The following is a 14281-nucleotide window of genomic DNA, read 5'->3' on the forward strand; positions in this document are numbered from 1 at the left end:
GAGGAAGTACAACGCATGAAGCGAATGGCCGGACTTTCCGCACTTGCCTTGATTATCTCCAGCACCAGTGGCTGCGGTTGGATCTGGGGCCCGGAAGGCTACTTCCGTGACCGGGGTAGCGATTACCTGCAAGCGCAACAAACAGCACCAATGCAACTGCCGCCGGATGTCCAGACCGCCAAGCGTCTGGATCCGCTGCTGCCAATCCCGCGCAACGTGGCCGACGACAACGTCAAGGGCGAGTACCAGGTACCTCGTCCGCAGCCGCTGTCGGCGATTGCCGATGCCAGCGACTACACCCTGCAGAAAAGCGGCGACTCCCGTTGGGTCATGGCCCAGCATCCGCCGGCCGAAGTCTGGCCAGTGGCAGTGCAGTTCTTCCAGGACAACGGTTTCCGCCTGGATCAGCAACGCCCGCAAACCGGCGAGTTCAGCACCCGCTGGCAGCGTTCCGACGAGCTTTCCGCTGCCGTGGCCAAGCGCCTGAGCAGCGCCGGCGTCGCCGCCGACAGCGAAACTCGCGTGCGGGTGCGCATCGAACCGGGTGTGCAGCGCAATACCAGTGAAGTCTACGTGGTCAGTGCCGAGCGTCCCGCCGGCAGCACCGCCGATGTGGAGTTCACCAACCGTTCGGTCAACACCGGCCTGGACGCCGCGCTGGTGGATGACATGCTGGCCAGCATGAGCCGTACCTCCGAGAAGGGCGGTTCGGTGTCCCTGCTGGCTGCTCGCGATTTCGATACCCCGAGCCGGGTCAGCCTCAGCGAAGACGGCAGCGGCAACCCGGTGCTGAACCTGGGCGCCGACCTCGATCGCGCCTGGTCCAGCGTGGGCCGCGCCCTGGAGCAGGGCGAATGGCGGGTTGAGGACATCAACCGCAGCCTGGGCCTGTACTACATCAACCTGGCGGAAAAAGCCGAGAAGAAGAACGACGAGCCGGGCTTCTTCGGCAAGTTGTTCGGCAGCAAGCCGGCCAAGGAAGAGATCGAAGCCCGCGCCGAGCGCTACCAGGTGCGCCTGAGCAAGGTGGGTGACAACGTCCAGGTGACCGTCGAGAAGAACATCAACACCGTGGCGCCGGCCGATGTGGCGCGCAAGGTGTTGGGCGCGATTCAGGACAACCTGGGCTGATCAGATGCGTTTCGCCGTTCTCGGCAGTGGTAGCCAAGGGAATGGCACGCTGATCGCCAGTGCTGACACTTACATCCTGGTGGATTGTGGTTTCTCCTTGCGGGAAACCGAGCGGCGCCTGCTGCGCCTGGGAGTTCATCCCTCGCAGTTGAGCGCCATCCTGGTGACCCACGAACATGCCGACCACGTGCATGGCGTGGGTTTGCTGTCTCGGCGCTACAATTTACCGGTCTACCTCAGCCAGGGCACTTTGCGCGGGATGCGCAAACCGGTGGAGGCTGCAGGTTTTGTCCGCGGTGGCGAGCAACTGCAGATTGGTGCCTTGTGCATTGACGTGATTGCCGTCGCCCACGACGCCCAGGAACCTACACAGTTCGTCTTCAGCGACGGTCAGCGGCGTTTTGGCCTGCTGACCGACCTGGGTTCCTACTGTACCGGCGTACTGGAAGGCTACCGTGGCCTGGATGCCTTGATGATCGAGGCCAACCATTGCCGGGACCTGTTGGCGCGCGGTTATTACCCGTACTTTCTCAAGCAGCGGGTCGGCGGTGACCAAGGGCATTTGAACAACCATCAGGCCGCAAGCCTGGTGGCCGAATTGGGATGGCAGGACTTGCAGCATCTGGTCCTTGCTCATCTGAGCAGCAAGAACAACCTGCCGCAGCTGGCCCGGCAATGTTTTGTCGACACCCTCGGGTGCGATCCGGACTGGCTGCAATTGGCCGATCAAGATTCAGGGCTCGACTGGCGCCACATCGCCTAGCCCACCTACTTAGCAAGCGGAGCCCATCATGGAAAAACGTGAAGAACTCTACCGCGGCAAAGCCAAATCGGTTTACAAGACCGACGACGCTGACCGCTTGATCCTGCTGTTTCGCAACGACACCTCGGCGTTCGACGGCAAGCGCATCGAGCAGTTGGACCGCAAGGGTATGGTGAACAACAAGTTCAACGCCTTCATCATGCAGAAACTCGAAGCCGCCGGAGTGCCGACCCAGTTCGACAAGCTGCTGGGCGACAACGAGTGCCTGGTGAAGAAGCTCGACATGATCCCGGTGGAGTGCGTGGTGCGTAACTACGCGGCCGGCAGCCTGGTCAAGCGCCTGGGTGTGGAAGAGGGCATGAAGCTCAACCCTTACACGTTCGAGCTGTTCCTGAAGGACGACGCCAAGGGCGACCCGTTCATCAACGAATCTCACGTTGTGGCGTTCGGCTGGGGTACCGCCGAGCAACTGGCGCGCATGAAAGAGCTGTCGCTCAAGGTCAACGAAGTCCTGAGCAAGCTGTTTGATGACGCTGGCCTGCTGCTGGTGGACTTCAAGTTGGAGTTCGGCGTGTTCAGCGACGGCTCCATCGTCCTGGGCGACGAGTTCAGCCCGGACGGCTGCCGTCTGTGGGACAAGGACACCAAGAAAAAGATGGACAAGGACCGCTTCCGCCAGGGCCTCGGTGATGTCATCGAAGCCTACGAAGAAGTCGCCCAGCGCCTGGGCGTTCCGCTGTAATCGACGCAAGCATCTGATAGCACGGAAAAAATTTGCTCGGGGGCTTCGCATCCGGCAAAGGTGCTGTTATGATGCGCGCCGTTGGAGAGATGCCAGAGTGGCCGAATGGGACGGATTCGAAATCCGTTGTACCTTCACCGGTACCTAGGGTTCGAATCCCTATCTCTCCGCCATTTATAGAAAACCCCTGTAATTCAATGAGTTACGGGGGTTTTTATTTTTGGGTTGTACTACTCGGTTGTACTACTCAAATCTCCAGAGCTGCACGCAATCCTTCCCTGCACCGTTCGATCCCAATTAACTAACAATGCGGTTTCAAGCCCCTCCGGTTAGCTCGCCTACCAATGCCGCGTGACAATTGGAAAACAGCTCTGCAACCTGCTTCAACGTACCGATGATTCCTTTGGCCTGTGTGTCGTCGTGCGAGAAGGTTTCGACCACGTTGGCATGCTGATCAAGCATCAGTAGCGTCTTGGTCGGCTTTTGGTGCTGTCCCATTCTTGAAAGCAGGGCATCGTAATCGTCCTCCCGAATGACGGACTTCTGTTTGTCTTTTTCCTTGTCCTTTGTAACTGGGTAGCGGAAGAACGTACTTGATGAGTCCGTTGCCTCGATTTCACTGATCCATTGCTCTAGCTCGGTGGGTAAGCTCCAATCTGTGTTTGTGTGGGTAGCTAGGTACTCAGCGTGGTTTTCAAAAAGCGAGCAGAAGTGTTGATAAAGCGGTTGAAGGCCGTGGACGTTATACATTGGCTTCCACTTGTCCCCGACAGGGATTTGAGGTTCGCCGCTTGCTGGTATGGCGCCGTACGGGATGTTGAGTTTCCTGTGAAAAATGATGATCGCTGACTTCAGGAAAAGCTCTATAGCGTGCCGGTAGAGAAAGCTCACAGGCAGATGAGCATTCAAGGTTGGGGTGCTCTCTCTGGAGTCTTCAAGAGCGTCAGCAGCGTCCCTAAACGAGTCTGCGACTGCACCAAACCCAGAGTCAAAATGCCTATCTAGCGGTAGCATCATGTAAAGCATTACTGGCCTCCTATGGAGATGGCATATAAGCGAAAGGTCTATCACCCAGTTCTTTGCTGCCCTGAAGGCTCCACGGCACATGATGAGGCGGTCTTGGGGAGCTATTTGGTAAACAGAGCTGTGTTCCTGAGAGTGTGGCAGGATCGGTGCGAGACGCATGATGTGTATTCGAAGGGGGCGAGCCCTGCCCAGAAGCTGGCGGCAATCTCTGTAAAGGGCGGCTGATCAAGCAAGGTTGCTGTTAGACCTCTGTATAAGGTGGGTCATTCTTTTCAAAGCCTGATCGTTCTGCAAAGATGGCGTTCTGCTTAGCGGTACTTCGCCGAGATATCCGAAAAGCCAAGACGGCTAACGCCTTTTCATAAAATCAGGAGCTAACCTTGGACGAAGAGCATCAGAACTACTTCCTAAAGCTCGAAGTGATTCCGCCTAAGTTGCTGGCTAAAATCCTAATAGAAAAGCGTCAGCCAAAAGGTTTTTCGGGCTGGATTCTAAAAAACGAAATCAGACCAATAAGCATCTACTGTTACCTATATGCCAAGTATGGTCCACCTAATGGCTTCATGAATTTTTTGAGGAATGATTCTTCCGACAACTTGGTACACTGGGAATGGACTTTGATGAATGATGACGGCATGGTCATGTTTCAAGGTCACAACTACCGGACCGAGGTCCAATTTTTAGGAAACTTTAACCGGCCAGAAATTACCAAAGCTAATCTTGTGTCGCAAATCAAGGCAGACCTTGGTACTTATGGCAAACAGATGACGGCCATTCGCACGCAGCTTGAAAAGTGGACTGAGTTTGTTAATCCTTACCACAGCATAGAATCAACGATTGAGACTCAGTTCAACAAGCTGAGAGAGCTTAACTTATCACCCGCAGTAGATAGAGTGCATACCCCAACTTCCGCAGATGAATTGAAAACTTATCAAGAAAGATTCTCGAAAATGGCTGAAAGATACACCTTCGGCACCGGACTTGCGTTCGGCTTGAGATGCATGCTTCCTGTACAGGCAGAAACCTTCATCAATCTCTTAATCTTCGCACTAGCCAAAAGCGAGATAAGGGAAGACGATATCAAGTACAGAGATTTTGTCTCAGACACCATATCAAATAGACTGCAACTTCTGCACGTTAACTGCATGGGATTTGAGCGGCCCGTTGATCATTCGCACGTCTCTTGTAGGAGCTTCTATCAGCTCATGAATGACAGAAACGATTTGCTGCACGGAAACTTTAACGTAAATAAGCTAAAAATCGGTGACGTGTACTTTAATGGTAACGTGCCAGTGAAGTATGAGTATGGCGATCTATGGCAGGACACTCTTGGTGTTAGAATCGAAAGTGTCAAGCTTGACCATATAGAGGCTAACTATTCTATCGTTCGGGAGTTTATCTCCTATTTATTGTCATTGCTCTCGCAGAAGGTTAAAGATCAGATTGAACTCATCATGAGCGTTCGTGATCTTGGGTATAGCGAAAAGATGAGTAGAATGGGGGTGCTTTTCTCTTCAAGAACTATAGAGGGTTTTATGTTCTTTGAAAGTGAATTCATGACCTCAGAGTCTCCATCGGGCGAATGACCTTTTACGGCATAAAAACCCGCCGCCGCCCGGAGAGACTTTGCATTGTTGGAGCTGCTTCAAATTTAGCTGGCAAAAAATAATGTGATTGAGCATGGCATCTGGAAACCGGGGTTATCACCTGAGTTACTCAACGCGAACACGGCCACCCTGTTTTAAAAGCTGAGTGATTCTAAAATAAGTGACGGACACCCTACGCACGGCTTAGCTTCTGTGGCCGTCTGTGACGCTGTTAGTGAAGTGTGACCAGTTTGTATTGGGCGAAGTGTGGTGCTGTGGCGGCACATGATCCCAACTGAGCCTGCCATAGCTGCCACAAATCAAGCAGTGGCCTTGGGCAATCTCAGTGTGCATGCGTCGCTCAGCCAGCCTCTTAGTAAAATCTCCCATAACCACCTCTTCATGTGCAAATAACAAACCTAGTGGATAGATCAGATTTTACCAAGGCTTTCCAAGTGAAGATAATACGCCCTACCTCTTGGAGTTAGGTTGAAGAAACTCCTGGTGAGACGATCATTATCAACCAATCCACGGTTATATAACTGCTCTAGAGCATGCTCCGTAGCTATTCTAGGCATACCAGATGAAAGGAAAGTCTCCCAAGTCACTGCATGCCCTAAGTTTGCACCTCTCGCCACTACGTTGAAGAGGGTTAGTTCTGCTGATGATAAGCAACTTGAGTCACGATCATCGCTATTAGCATTCTTGAAGTGGTTCCAAAAGGCGAAGCAGAGCACCGAAACCACAAGAAACAAGACGATGCAAAGCAGGATCAGTAGCCACCGGGAGATTCCAACCTCAGTGGTGAGCCATCTGCCGAAGGTAGCTAGAGCCTCCAGTACCTGACCTGTGAACGTGCCTGCATTTCCCGAGAGCCAGTCAGGCAGCTTGCCGTTCTCGATAAGGTAATTGCCGAGAGTGCCCGCAGCACCGAGAAGACCCAGCCATACCCACGTTCGCACCCGCCCCAAGCTCCCTCTCACATCCATCAGCTATCCCCGAACATGGCAAACGGCCATTGTACCATGCGACTGGAGGCGTCAGGCCGCGAGGCTCTTCTTGATGTTCGTAATAACTTCTTATGTGCGAATGGCCTTTCGAGCAGAAAGTGCTCCGAGCAGATGAATATAATTGCAGTAACTAAAGCGCTTAGATAGACTCGATCTAAATCCAATTGCCAGTGGTTATACATGAAAACTTACAGCTACAGACCCTACTACCAAGGTCCAACCCCAACCAATCCAATGCGGGATGAGCTCTCTGCTGATGAACAAGAGCAGAAGCTTGAGGCGTTCTATGCAGACGTTGTAACTCACTTTGAAGATGTAGGCTGCACAGTTAAAAGGAATAGCGTTGGCTTGATTGATATTACAACAGATATGCCCGAGAAGGATTGCCATGAAATTATGAAAGGGCTGCTAATTAGCCTGGACTTGCGTGCTGACAAACTCTAGGGGAATTGATAGATGAGGCGTGTAGCAGTGGAGGCTAGCACCAAAAAGCACAACCCAATCAAGAGCTGGGCACCTATCGCTATCATTGCATTGATCGCCTGTACAACGGCTGTAGCTGCCCCTTGGCTCTGGCAATTCTCTGCATCCGGTTTGAGCACAAGCCCTGGTGATTGGGGCGTGTTTGGTGACTACTTCGGGGGCGTGCTATCAACTTTAATCTCTGCCCTTGGGTTCATCGGCATCATAGCCACCATAAAAACTCAATCAGACACCATTTCTACACAGCTCTCTGGTATCGCCCAGGAAAAAGAAATTCGAGACGATGAGGTGTATAGCAAACAATCTCTCGAATGCTTGAATGAAGCCCTAGAAAAGCTCAAAAGTCCTATCGATGGCAAACTGTATAGAAGTCGCCTTGCGTGGCTGGAGTCTGCACGCCTGATTATCATTGCACAGAATCTGGCTGAGAGAGTCAAGAGCGACAGCATGCAGCATACCTATAAGGCAGCTGAGAAGGTGATTCGCTCCAGATTCAGCACACTGCTCAACCCTGACAAAAGCCCAGAGACTATGCAGCCCAGCTACTTCTATCATATGGAATGGGATAGTTGGATTACAGATCAAAGGCAAGAGCCAATACACGAAACCTCAGCTTATGTAATCTATAAATTTGCCAGCTGGCAGAGTGATAGACTTGATGAGCTAGACGCTGTGGGGAAGATTGATTTCCACCATGTCAGTGAAAGGTACTTTGGTGCCCGTCAGTTCCTTGAGCATGGCAAGGTTGAAAAGTAGTCTAAAACCCTGGCCCGCGCCGTGGGAAACGGCCTCATCTTTATTAAGTTTAATTTTTCAGGCTGGAATATAAGCCGGGGCGTTTCCCCTGAAATTCTGTGTGAAAGCTAGTGCTATCAAGCAACGAACAGCGACCTCAGTAAGATCGGTCCAAGCGGAACCATAAATAACATTCGAGTTGTTAAAGAGCGGTGTCACAACGTCCCAGGCAATGGGAGGGCTTGCAACGTGGTTGTGGGAGCATCATCTTTCCTCGTGGATTGTCCGCACTGCGTTGATGAAATGTGTTTGTCACTTGCTTACCGCAGACGCTCTAGGCTTTTGCCTGACCAAGAACGTATGTCCCTGTGGGCTTGCTTACCACCATCACTCTGTTCCAGTGACGCTTCACGGTGGCAATGCCAATACCAAGCTTCTCCGCTACCTCAGACTGGCTGCAACACTGCTCCTTGAGTTCGAGAACATCACGAGTGGTTGATAGAGCTTCCGGCCTACCAAGCTTTTTACCTTCCTTCTTGGCACGCTCCAGACCTGCTTGTGTGCGCTCGATCAAAAGGTCACGTTCGAACTCAGCCACAGCCCCAAGCACCTGCATGGTCATCTTTCCTGCTGCTGATGTCAGGTCTACCCCGCCCAATGCCAGACAGTGAACACGGATGCCACTAGCTGTCAGATGTTCAACCGTTTGACGTACATCCATGGCGTTGCGGCCTAGGCGGTCCAGCTTGGTGACTATCAACACATCTCCGCTCTCCATACGATCCAGCAACTTCTGAAAGCCGGGGCGTTCCGTAGCAGAGATGCTGCCCGAGATGGTTTCCTCAACTACCCTGCCTGCCTGTACGTCGAAGCCTGCGTTCTTCACTTCCTGCACTTGGTTCTCTGTGAACTGGCTGGAGGTGCTGACGCGGCAGTAGAGAAATGTGCGGGACATGGTGGGCGGCTCCTTGCTGGTATCGTTTAAGGTGGGATCACGATACCTTGGTATCACTATCTCGTCAACACTAATTTAATGATGCCAGTTTGCGGGTCTTCTGGTTCGTATCGTTTAACGGTCGTTTGTTGATCCTTACGATTGGCGCACTTGGTTGATGGCAACCGTGGGGTCTTGGGCGTTCAAGTCCAGCACCTTCAAAGCTGCCAATGCGTTTTCAGAGCGACGGTGCCTCCTTGACTGGAAATCCAACCGGCGAGTTCTTCAAGCGCGGCTGCTATTCCATGCTGCTGACTCAAGAGCAGAGTTAACGCGTCAGCCATTGCTACGGCCTGATTCTGGGAGGTCATTGGTAGTCATCCTTGGGTGATGTGGGGAGCCTCGCGACTCCCTCACAGAAACGCTACTTCTTTTTGGGGCCGCTAGGTGGCTTCTTCGGCTTGTCTGTTTCCTTTACCGACTCTCGCGGATTTTTCTTGGCTTCTTTCTCAGTGATGTACTCACCAGTCACTGCGTCACGATATCTCGTAGGCATGCTCGCTCCTTAATAGCCTATCGCCACGTCGGCGACACCATCAAATTAGCCGAAGGAGGACTTTCCGCAAGGAGTTGGGGGGTAGAAGTGCTTTGTGACGAAAACTGGCGATTCCGGTGCAAAACTGCCTTTTGGTGCGAAAACCTCAAGTTGAAGCGTTCTCACCGAATCGAGCTTGATCTATTTTCACCCCAAATCCCGAAACGATGAGTTATTTGACATTTCAATCTAAATTCCAATCCTGATAGGTAAAGTTGGCGGCGGGGTTAGTGGAGATTTACCTAGCTGTTTTGGCGGAGGCTATTTCTTTGGTTTGGTGGGAGCCGTAGCGGTGATGCAATGGCATATTGCGGTGCCAAGCTTCACGCCACCCTGTAGCTGCAATGTGGACAACCCCTTCTGCTTCACCGCCTTGATTAAGCCACCAGCGTTCCTGTCATTCATCTTGATCATTCCATTGATGAAGGTTTCAGCAGCAGCATCGGACGCGTAAACCAATGTCATGTTGTCGGGTAACAGATGATTGCCGTAGTAGGGCTTCGTTCTGGCGTTGATTGCTACATGGTCTCCCAGCTCGCTATCAACGATTACACCTACACGCTGCGTTCGGAGAAACGGAGTATTGATGTGTACAGTTGCCACCAGGTGCCAGCCTATTAGTTCGGCGTTTCCTTCGTCGCCAGGATCAAGGATCAAGTAGGCGGCAAGATGTTCGTAGGGTGTGGTTGCTGTGACTGATGTTAGTGGGACATTAATGGAACAGATGCAACATGCACTCACCTTATAGCCATCGACGCGGGTCAACTCAGTGTTTGTATCAACTGCAATAAGGTAATCAAACTGCTTACGCAGACTATCAATAAAGCTTTCACCCAGAGCGGCAAATCCATCAGTGGGCGAAGAGGTGAGCACTTTGTCTGTTGTCTTACGGGCGTAGGATATCTGGCTGCGTAACGATGTTGGGTCAAGCTCTAGGACGCTAGGAATACCGGTGATGGGGTCAATGGCGAATGTCAGCTCTGACACGTTCCCAGCAGTGTGACCAACTACGAAGTGGTCTCGTGGAACTGTAGGGCCATCGCCTTTCTTCTTGGACATCCGTATCACCTCAGCGTGAGAGTGGTGCTGACTTCGCCACTAGGTGGTCGCATTGAGAAGAGAGACACACGATCCGTGGAAACTGGCCCACTAGAACGAAGTGACCCGCCCACCGGTGAGGGCTGCATTTCCGACTTGCAGCACGTAAGCGCAATGCTTCAAATCGTATTTCGAGCTTATGGTTTTCAGGATCATTTCGATAGCAGCCTTGATTTCAACCTCCGACAGATTACCTACATGGATGCATTCGTAGGTCGAGGCGATAAAAACAGAACGCTGCCAACCGTGCCGTAAGAGCTCTGCATCTACTTCCTGCACGCGGTCATTGGAGGTCTCGTTGCCAAAGTCTACTGACAAGCTTACGTACTGCTTCTTTTCGTCTGCCACCTGATACCTCATTTTTCACAGAAAAAGGAACGCTAACCGCATCCCAGAGGAACATCAATCGTGTGGTGGGATGTTAATCCCAAGGTAGAGGCTGTTCGGACGCCGAAACAAACTCGCTACCCACTCCCATCCTTTTGCAGCGCCCCTTCAAATTCCGCAATCAAGCCTGTGAGACCTATCCCCAAGACTTTGCACAAGTCGCGAAGCTGCACAATGTCCAAGCGACGCGTTCCGCTTTCAACGTCACTCATGAATGACTGAGGACGCCCGAGAGCCTTTGAACACTGTACTTGAGTCAGACTAGCCGCCTTCCTGTGTTTCTTCAGTAGGGTCAGCAGGACTGCGTGTTCGGGTTTGTAGATCGTCTTGGGCATGGCTGGGCAACTGCGAGATGAGCAGTCTTCAACCTATATCTGGTTTTCAGATATCTGAATTTGGGATATTCTTGCCGCTACCTGCCATATCCAAGGAACGTTTGATGCACACGATTACTCGCTTGCTATGCCTGCTGCCCATGATCGCGTCTGCTGCTATGGCTGACACCTACCCTAAGCGAACGCTCGTTGCTGGTTCGATGGTTTGCTACAAGGCGGGTGACTGGACAAAGATGGTGGAGGCATCGCTTGATCAGGACGAAGATGAGGCTGAACGCTTGATCGGCTCGGGGAAGTGCCGAACGATTTCAACCGCCACCAAGGTCAACTTCATTGAAGGATCCAAGGAGGGCGACAAGTCTGCACTGATTCAATTACCCAGTGGCAAAACGGCCATGACAGCCAATGGGTGGTTGCGGTGAGTTTTGTGCGGATGACGTAAATGGTGTCATCCTTCCAAACTGGCTAGCGTGTGGGAGCGGAAGCACTCTGTGCTCTCGCTCTTTCGCACATTAGTGCTGGTATCGAAACGTCGGAATCATTGCGTCTGCATTAGAGCGCAATCGATCAGCATACTTAATCAGTGCTTTAACAACTCGCAGATCAGGTGCATCTTCTCGCAGGTAGTCTCGAAGGTGATCGTCAATCGTATCTGCCTTCAATAGCTGCCAGTCGCAGTGAGCTTTCAGCGCATCCGTTCTCCACTCCCCGAGCTGAGTTAAACTCTTATGCACGATCTGAGCTTGGAATCCATCGGCAAACATGATGACCCCCGGATAACCTGAACGCGGTTGTTTCCTTCTCCATCGCACTGCCATATTGATTGTTTTAGGCACGAAGCAGCATGTGTCAGGACCGTACACCCTATTACCCGGTACAAGAATATCTTTGTCCAACTGATAGCCGATGATGCAGTTCTTGTCGAACCAAGCTTTAAAATCAGAGTATCTGTGCCAGCATTCGGCTACAGTGCAGTCGGAGTATGTTGCCCGTGATCTAGTTGAATTATCGTTGTAGCAGCAGTCAAGTATCCTATCCCATACACTATATGACCATTCGTCGGCAGCTGGAGTAACTGCGAAGTCATTCACGCCCACACCGTACAATAAAATCTCTTTCGTTTTAATTTTGGCTATTTGGGGGCGGTTGAATAGAATCGGTGCGTAGTCTGGTATATGTGTTCTTGATCCTCTGCCATGGGTCGTGAGAGTTTGTTTATCTTGTGATGCATCAGTCATGTGATCTCCTTGTTGTATTTGTATCCTCTGCAAAATTTGACTGCTCAGCGGGTCCGCTAAGTAGGTCTTTCTTTAATAGTAAGAGTTTGTGCAACCCCTTGCGCTTCGAGGCTTGCAGCGAGAATCTTGCGTAATTTTTTTTAAAAATCTACGTAAGCTATGCCGCGATTTTTGGTACGCTCTTGGCAATAGTTGATCTTTCACCTGTTGGGTTTAGATACCAGTCCTTCATGTACCGTTCCTGCGCTCGATCATCGCCCCGAAAGATCAGTCGAGGATTGATCACCAGCTTTATCTCGCCCTTCCGAATATCACCTTTCCTTGATGTACTGACCCGTACTATGTTCGCCTTGATCAAAGTGTTCAGCTTCTTTATCAGATTCGATTCTGTCGTGCTCAGTGCTTTCGCCAGGTCAGCTTGAGGCATGATAATGATATTATGGTATTGAATCAGCTCGTGCAGAGTGCGAAGGGTGTTCATCATCGGTAGTGTGATACGACAATCCACACCTGTACGGCGCCATACGCCATGAGCAATATCTTGTTCATCGAGCAGTGAGTGCAGCGTATGTGCAGGCAGCTTGCGTCGGTCAATGTGCTTCAAGAACGCATTGAAACCGTCAGCACTTCGACACTTGCTCAGTTCAGGTTGGTAGTCAGGGCGTTCGGAGAACACCGAGGGCTTGTCGTCGTAGCCGAAAATTTCGCCGGTTGCTGAACTGATCAACAGTCCATCGACGTGCAGAAAGGGTGTTGCGGTAAAAGCTGGGCGTTCGAGCACCATTATTCATTCTCCTATTCAAGTTTGTTACATAGGCATTCCTCTTGGGTTTTGCCGGGTTGGTTTTGTTAAATCGCAGACAACAAAAAGCCCCATCTAAACGCTGTTGGAACAGTGTTCGTGTGAGGCTCTTCAAAATTCTGTCCGCCCGCTGAGGCAGGTCTCGTAATATACACGAACACGGCCAAAAGTCAACTCATAAATCTATCGGGCTTGTCAATCCGGAAGCGTTAAAAAACCATTTTCAGTAGAAGAAAGAGGCTCTTGCTTAGTCCAGATCATCCAACTACCCCGTAAACACTGGGCGGAACAGCAGTTGCTGATAAGAGCATGACGAATCCAGTGCAGGTTATGCTCGGGTTGTCGATAGTTTCTAACGAGTTTTCGGGGCATCCAATTTTCAGTTGATCGGGGCTGGCGGCCTAACCAGATTAGTCACTGCCCGCGCCAACGAACAATTCCCGAAGCATCTCCGCGATGGTCCCAACGGGCACACCTGCCCCGTAGACACCAAAAGTTATCGTGCCCGACGGTAACCCTTGCTTAGGTGAGGTTTTTGTCTCCGGGAGGGGGCACGTGGGATATGGGCACTCGTGACGCTCAATTGTTGTGTTCCCCGGATGCGCTGCTCTGGTTGGCTTTCAGACGAACCACTCAGTTAACATCCGCGACATTGGGCAGGTACAGGTACAGGTGAAACATGCAGACGGACAACTCAAAGCAGGGCTCTGGATTGAAGAAAATTGCAGGGTGGACGGTCGCAACTATCGCAGCTGTGCCTGTGACAAAGATGGTCGAGAGCTACTTCGACGTTTCGTTTTTTACCTCAATGTTCGCGGCGGTGGGAGCATGGCTAAGCCAGACGATACCGATACATCTGTGGTTGTTTTGGGCTGCAGGGATCGGTTCAGCACTGGCGATCGTGTTCGGGGTATGGGCGCTCTCGGAAAAACGTCTCGCGGTGGGCGTTGCAAAGGCCGAAGAGGAAAAGGCATATGCGAAGGCGAGGGAGGCTATCGGGAAGCTAAACGCCGTAGATACCACGCTGAACGCGACCATGAAGGAGCTGAAAGTCACACGTAAGAAACTGGAAGTTACTGAATCGGAGCGAGATGAAGCCATCGCGAAAATTGCTGAGCTACAGACTCCCAAGGAACAAGTACTAACTGAGCATCAACGTATCGTCCTTGCTGCCGTCGCGTATTACGACAACTCCAACGAGGAATGCGATGTGATAAGTCTCAGCCAAAGGATCAAATTTACTGTGGTTCAGACTGAAGGTGCCGTTGATGTGCTGGTTAAACGTAAGCTCGTTAATGAGTACTACGCCAGCTACGGCGGTAGAGTCGTTTCCTTGTCTCCAGACGGTCGGGCATATGTACTTCACCCTGATTTCGACATGTCCTTCTTGCCTTTGTGATGAGGTCCGTTGACACG

Annotated in this window: 16 protein-coding genes and 1 tRNA gene; 9 read left to right on the plus strand and 8 right to left on the minus strand. The window is 51.6% G+C overall.

Annotated features, from left to right (window positions below; translation table 11 throughout):
* The first annotated feature begins 15 nt into the window (after nucleotides 1-15).
* The 4 genes from bamC (at nucleotide 16) to PQT43_RS03605 (ending at nucleotide 2809) form a co-directional block, all read left to right on the plus strand.
* Nucleotides 16-1131, plus strand: coding sequence for an outer membrane protein assembly factor BamC (gene bamC / locus PQT43_RS03590; protein WP_102861607.1), 1116 nt, complete (start codon nucleotides 16-18; stop codon nucleotides 1129-1131).
* A 4-nt stretch (nucleotides 1132-1135) separates the two neighbouring features.
* A complete protein-coding gene (locus PQT43_RS03595; RefSeq protein ID WP_102878722.1) occupies nucleotides 1136-1894 on the plus strand; it encodes an MBL fold metallo-hydrolase in 759 nt (252 codons plus the stop codon).
* A 28-nt stretch (nucleotides 1895-1922) separates the two neighbouring features.
* Nucleotides 1923-2636, plus strand: coding sequence for a phosphoribosylaminoimidazolesuccinocarboxamide synthase (gene purC / locus PQT43_RS03600; RefSeq protein ID WP_011059799.1), 714 nt, complete (start codon nucleotides 1923-1925; stop codon nucleotides 2634-2636).
* 83 nt (nucleotides 2637-2719) lie between these two features.
* A tRNA-Ser gene (locus tag PQT43_RS03605) sits at nucleotides 2720-2809 on the plus strand.
* Between the two features lie 142 nt (nucleotides 2810-2951).
* On the opposite strand, the gene PQT43_RS03610 is transcribed toward PQT43_RS03605, so the two are convergent.
* The gene (locus PQT43_RS03610) at nucleotides 2952-3662 is read right to left on the minus strand and encodes a hypothetical protein (RefSeq protein WP_272753503.1); all 711 of its coding nucleotides are present in this window, start codon (nucleotides 3660-3662) and stop codon (nucleotides 2952-2954) included.
* Between the two features lie 380 nt (nucleotides 3663-4042).
* Here PQT43_RS03610 and PQT43_RS03615 point away from each other — a divergent pair, with 380 nt between their 5' ends.
* The 3 genes from PQT43_RS03615 to PQT43_RS03625 all read left to right on the plus strand — a co-directional run bounded on the left by PQT43_RS03615 (nucleotide 4043) and on the right by PQT43_RS03625 (nucleotide 7497).
* Entirely contained in the window at nucleotides 4043-5248 is a 1206-nt protein-coding gene (locus PQT43_RS03615) for a hypothetical protein (RefSeq protein ID WP_272753504.1), read from the plus strand.
* A gap of 1190 nt (nucleotides 5249-6438) precedes the next feature.
* Nucleotides 6439-6702: a hypothetical protein gene (locus tag PQT43_RS03620; protein ID WP_272753505.1), complete on the plus strand. Its 264-nt coding sequence runs from the start codon at nucleotides 6439-6441 to the stop codon at nucleotides 6700-6702.
* A gap of 12 nt (nucleotides 6703-6714) precedes the next feature.
* Nucleotides 6715-7497: a hypothetical protein gene (locus PQT43_RS03625; protein WP_272753506.1), complete on the plus strand. Its 783-nt coding sequence runs from the start codon at nucleotides 6715-6717 to the stop codon at nucleotides 7495-7497.
* A 313-nt stretch (nucleotides 7498-7810) separates the two neighbouring features.
* On the opposite strand, the gene PQT43_RS03630 is transcribed toward PQT43_RS03625, so the two are convergent.
* The 5 genes from PQT43_RS03630 to PQT43_RS03650 all read right to left on the minus strand — a co-directional run bounded on the left by PQT43_RS03630 (nucleotide 7811) and on the right by PQT43_RS03650 (nucleotide 10825).
* The gene (locus tag PQT43_RS03630) at nucleotides 7811-8431 is read right to left on the minus strand and encodes a recombinase family protein (protein ID WP_272753507.1); all 621 of its coding nucleotides are present in this window, start codon (nucleotides 8429-8431) and stop codon (nucleotides 7811-7813) included.
* 197 nt (nucleotides 8432-8628) lie between these two features.
* Nucleotides 8629-8781 carry a hypothetical protein gene (locus PQT43_RS03635; protein WP_336314615.1) on the minus strand — a complete coding sequence of 51 codons (153 nt, stop codon included), beginning with the start codon at nucleotides 8779-8781 and terminating at the stop codon, nucleotides 8629-8631.
* Between the two features lie 485 nt (nucleotides 8782-9266).
* The gene (locus PQT43_RS03640) at nucleotides 9267-10064 is read right to left on the minus strand and encodes a hypothetical protein (protein ID WP_272753508.1); all 798 of its coding nucleotides are present in this window, start codon (nucleotides 10062-10064) and stop codon (nucleotides 9267-9269) included.
* 90 nt (nucleotides 10065-10154) lie between these two features.
* Entirely contained in the window at nucleotides 10155-10451 is a 297-nt protein-coding gene (locus PQT43_RS03645; RefSeq protein ID WP_272753509.1) for a hypothetical protein, read from the minus strand.
* Between the two features lie 116 nt (nucleotides 10452-10567).
* Nucleotides 10568-10825 (minus strand): helix-turn-helix domain-containing protein, encoded by a 258-nt coding sequence (locus PQT43_RS03650; protein ID WP_272753510.1) that lies wholly within the window; start codon nucleotides 10823-10825, stop codon nucleotides 10568-10570.
* Between the two features lie 104 nt (nucleotides 10826-10929).
* Here PQT43_RS03650 and PQT43_RS03655 point away from each other — a divergent pair, with 104 nt between their 5' ends.
* A complete protein-coding gene (locus PQT43_RS03655; protein ID WP_272753511.1) occupies nucleotides 10930-11247 on the plus strand; it encodes a hypothetical protein in 318 nt (105 codons plus the stop codon).
* Between the two features lie 90 nt (nucleotides 11248-11337).
* Here PQT43_RS03655 and PQT43_RS03660 read toward each other — a convergent pair whose 3' ends face one another.
* The gene (locus PQT43_RS03660; protein WP_272753512.1) at nucleotides 11338-12063 is read right to left on the minus strand and encodes a hypothetical protein; all 726 of its coding nucleotides are present in this window, start codon (nucleotides 12061-12063) and stop codon (nucleotides 11338-11340) included.
* Nucleotides 12064-12220: 157 nt separating this feature from the next.
* The gene (locus tag PQT43_RS03665; RefSeq protein ID WP_272753513.1) at nucleotides 12221-12847 is read right to left on the minus strand and encodes a hypothetical protein; all 627 of its coding nucleotides are present in this window, start codon (nucleotides 12845-12847) and stop codon (nucleotides 12221-12223) included.
* A gap of 697 nt (nucleotides 12848-13544) precedes the next feature.
* On the opposite strand from PQT43_RS03665, the gene PQT43_RS03670 reads away from it, so the two are divergent.
* A complete protein-coding gene (locus PQT43_RS03670; protein ID WP_272753514.1) occupies nucleotides 13545-14264 on the plus strand; it encodes a hypothetical protein in 720 nt (239 codons plus the stop codon).
* The last annotated feature ends 17 nt before the right edge of the window (nucleotides 14265-14281 follow it).

Source organism: Pseudomonas sp. BLCC-B112, from assembly GCF_028550695.1.
Classification (GTDB): Bacteria; Pseudomonadota; Gammaproteobacteria; order Pseudomonadales; family Pseudomonadaceae; genus Aquipseudomonas; species Aquipseudomonas danubii.

Excerpts from the sequence above, each read along its gene's own strand:
- bamC (WP_102861607.1), top strand. The coding sequence starts at position 16 with ATGAAGCGAATGGCCGGACTTTCCGCACTTGCCTTGATTATCTCCAGC.
- PQT43_RS03595 (WP_102878722.1), top strand. The coding sequence starts at position 1,136 with ATGCGTTTCGCCGTTCTCGGCAGTGGTAGCCAAGGGAATGGCACGCTG.
- purC (WP_011059799.1), top strand. The coding sequence starts at position 1,923 with ATGGAAAAACGTGAAGAACTCTACCGCGGCAAAGCCAAATCGGTTTAC.
- PQT43_RS03610 (WP_272753503.1), bottom strand. The coding sequence starts at position 3,662 with ATGCTTTACATGATGCTACCGCTAGATAGGCATTTTGACTCTGGGTTT.
- PQT43_RS03620 (WP_272753505.1), top strand. The coding sequence starts at position 6,439 with ATGAAAACTTACAGCTACAGACCCTACTACCAAGGTCCAACCCCAACC.
- PQT43_RS03625 (WP_272753506.1), top strand. The coding sequence starts at position 6,715 with ATGAGGCGTGTAGCAGTGGAGGCTAGCACCAAAAAGCACAACCCAATC.
- PQT43_RS03630 (WP_272753507.1), bottom strand. The coding sequence starts at position 8,431 with ATGTCCCGCACATTTCTCTACTGCCGCGTCAGCACCTCCAGCCAGTTC.
- PQT43_RS03635 (WP_336314615.1), bottom strand. The coding sequence starts at position 8,781 with ATGACCTCCCAGAATCAGGCCGTAGCAATGGCTGACGCGTTAACTCTG.
- PQT43_RS03640 (WP_272753508.1), bottom strand. The coding sequence starts at position 10,064 with ATGTCCAAGAAGAAAGGCGATGGCCCTACAGTTCCACGAGACCACTTC.
- PQT43_RS03650 (WP_272753510.1), bottom strand. The coding sequence starts at position 10,825 with ATGCCCAAGACGATCTACAAACCCGAACACGCAGTCCTGCTGACCCTA.
- PQT43_RS03655 (WP_272753511.1), top strand. The coding sequence starts at position 10,930 with ATGCACACGATTACTCGCTTGCTATGCCTGCTGCCCATGATCGCGTCT.
- PQT43_RS03660 (WP_272753512.1), bottom strand. The coding sequence starts at position 12,063 with ATGACTGATGCATCACAAGATAAACAAACTCTCACGACCCATGGCAGA.
- PQT43_RS03665 (WP_272753513.1), bottom strand. The coding sequence starts at position 12,847 with ATGGTGCTCGAACGCCCAGCTTTTACCGCAACACCCTTTCTGCACGTC.
- PQT43_RS03670 (WP_272753514.1), top strand. The coding sequence starts at position 13,545 with ATGCAGACGGACAACTCAAAGCAGGGCTCTGGATTGAAGAAAATTGCA.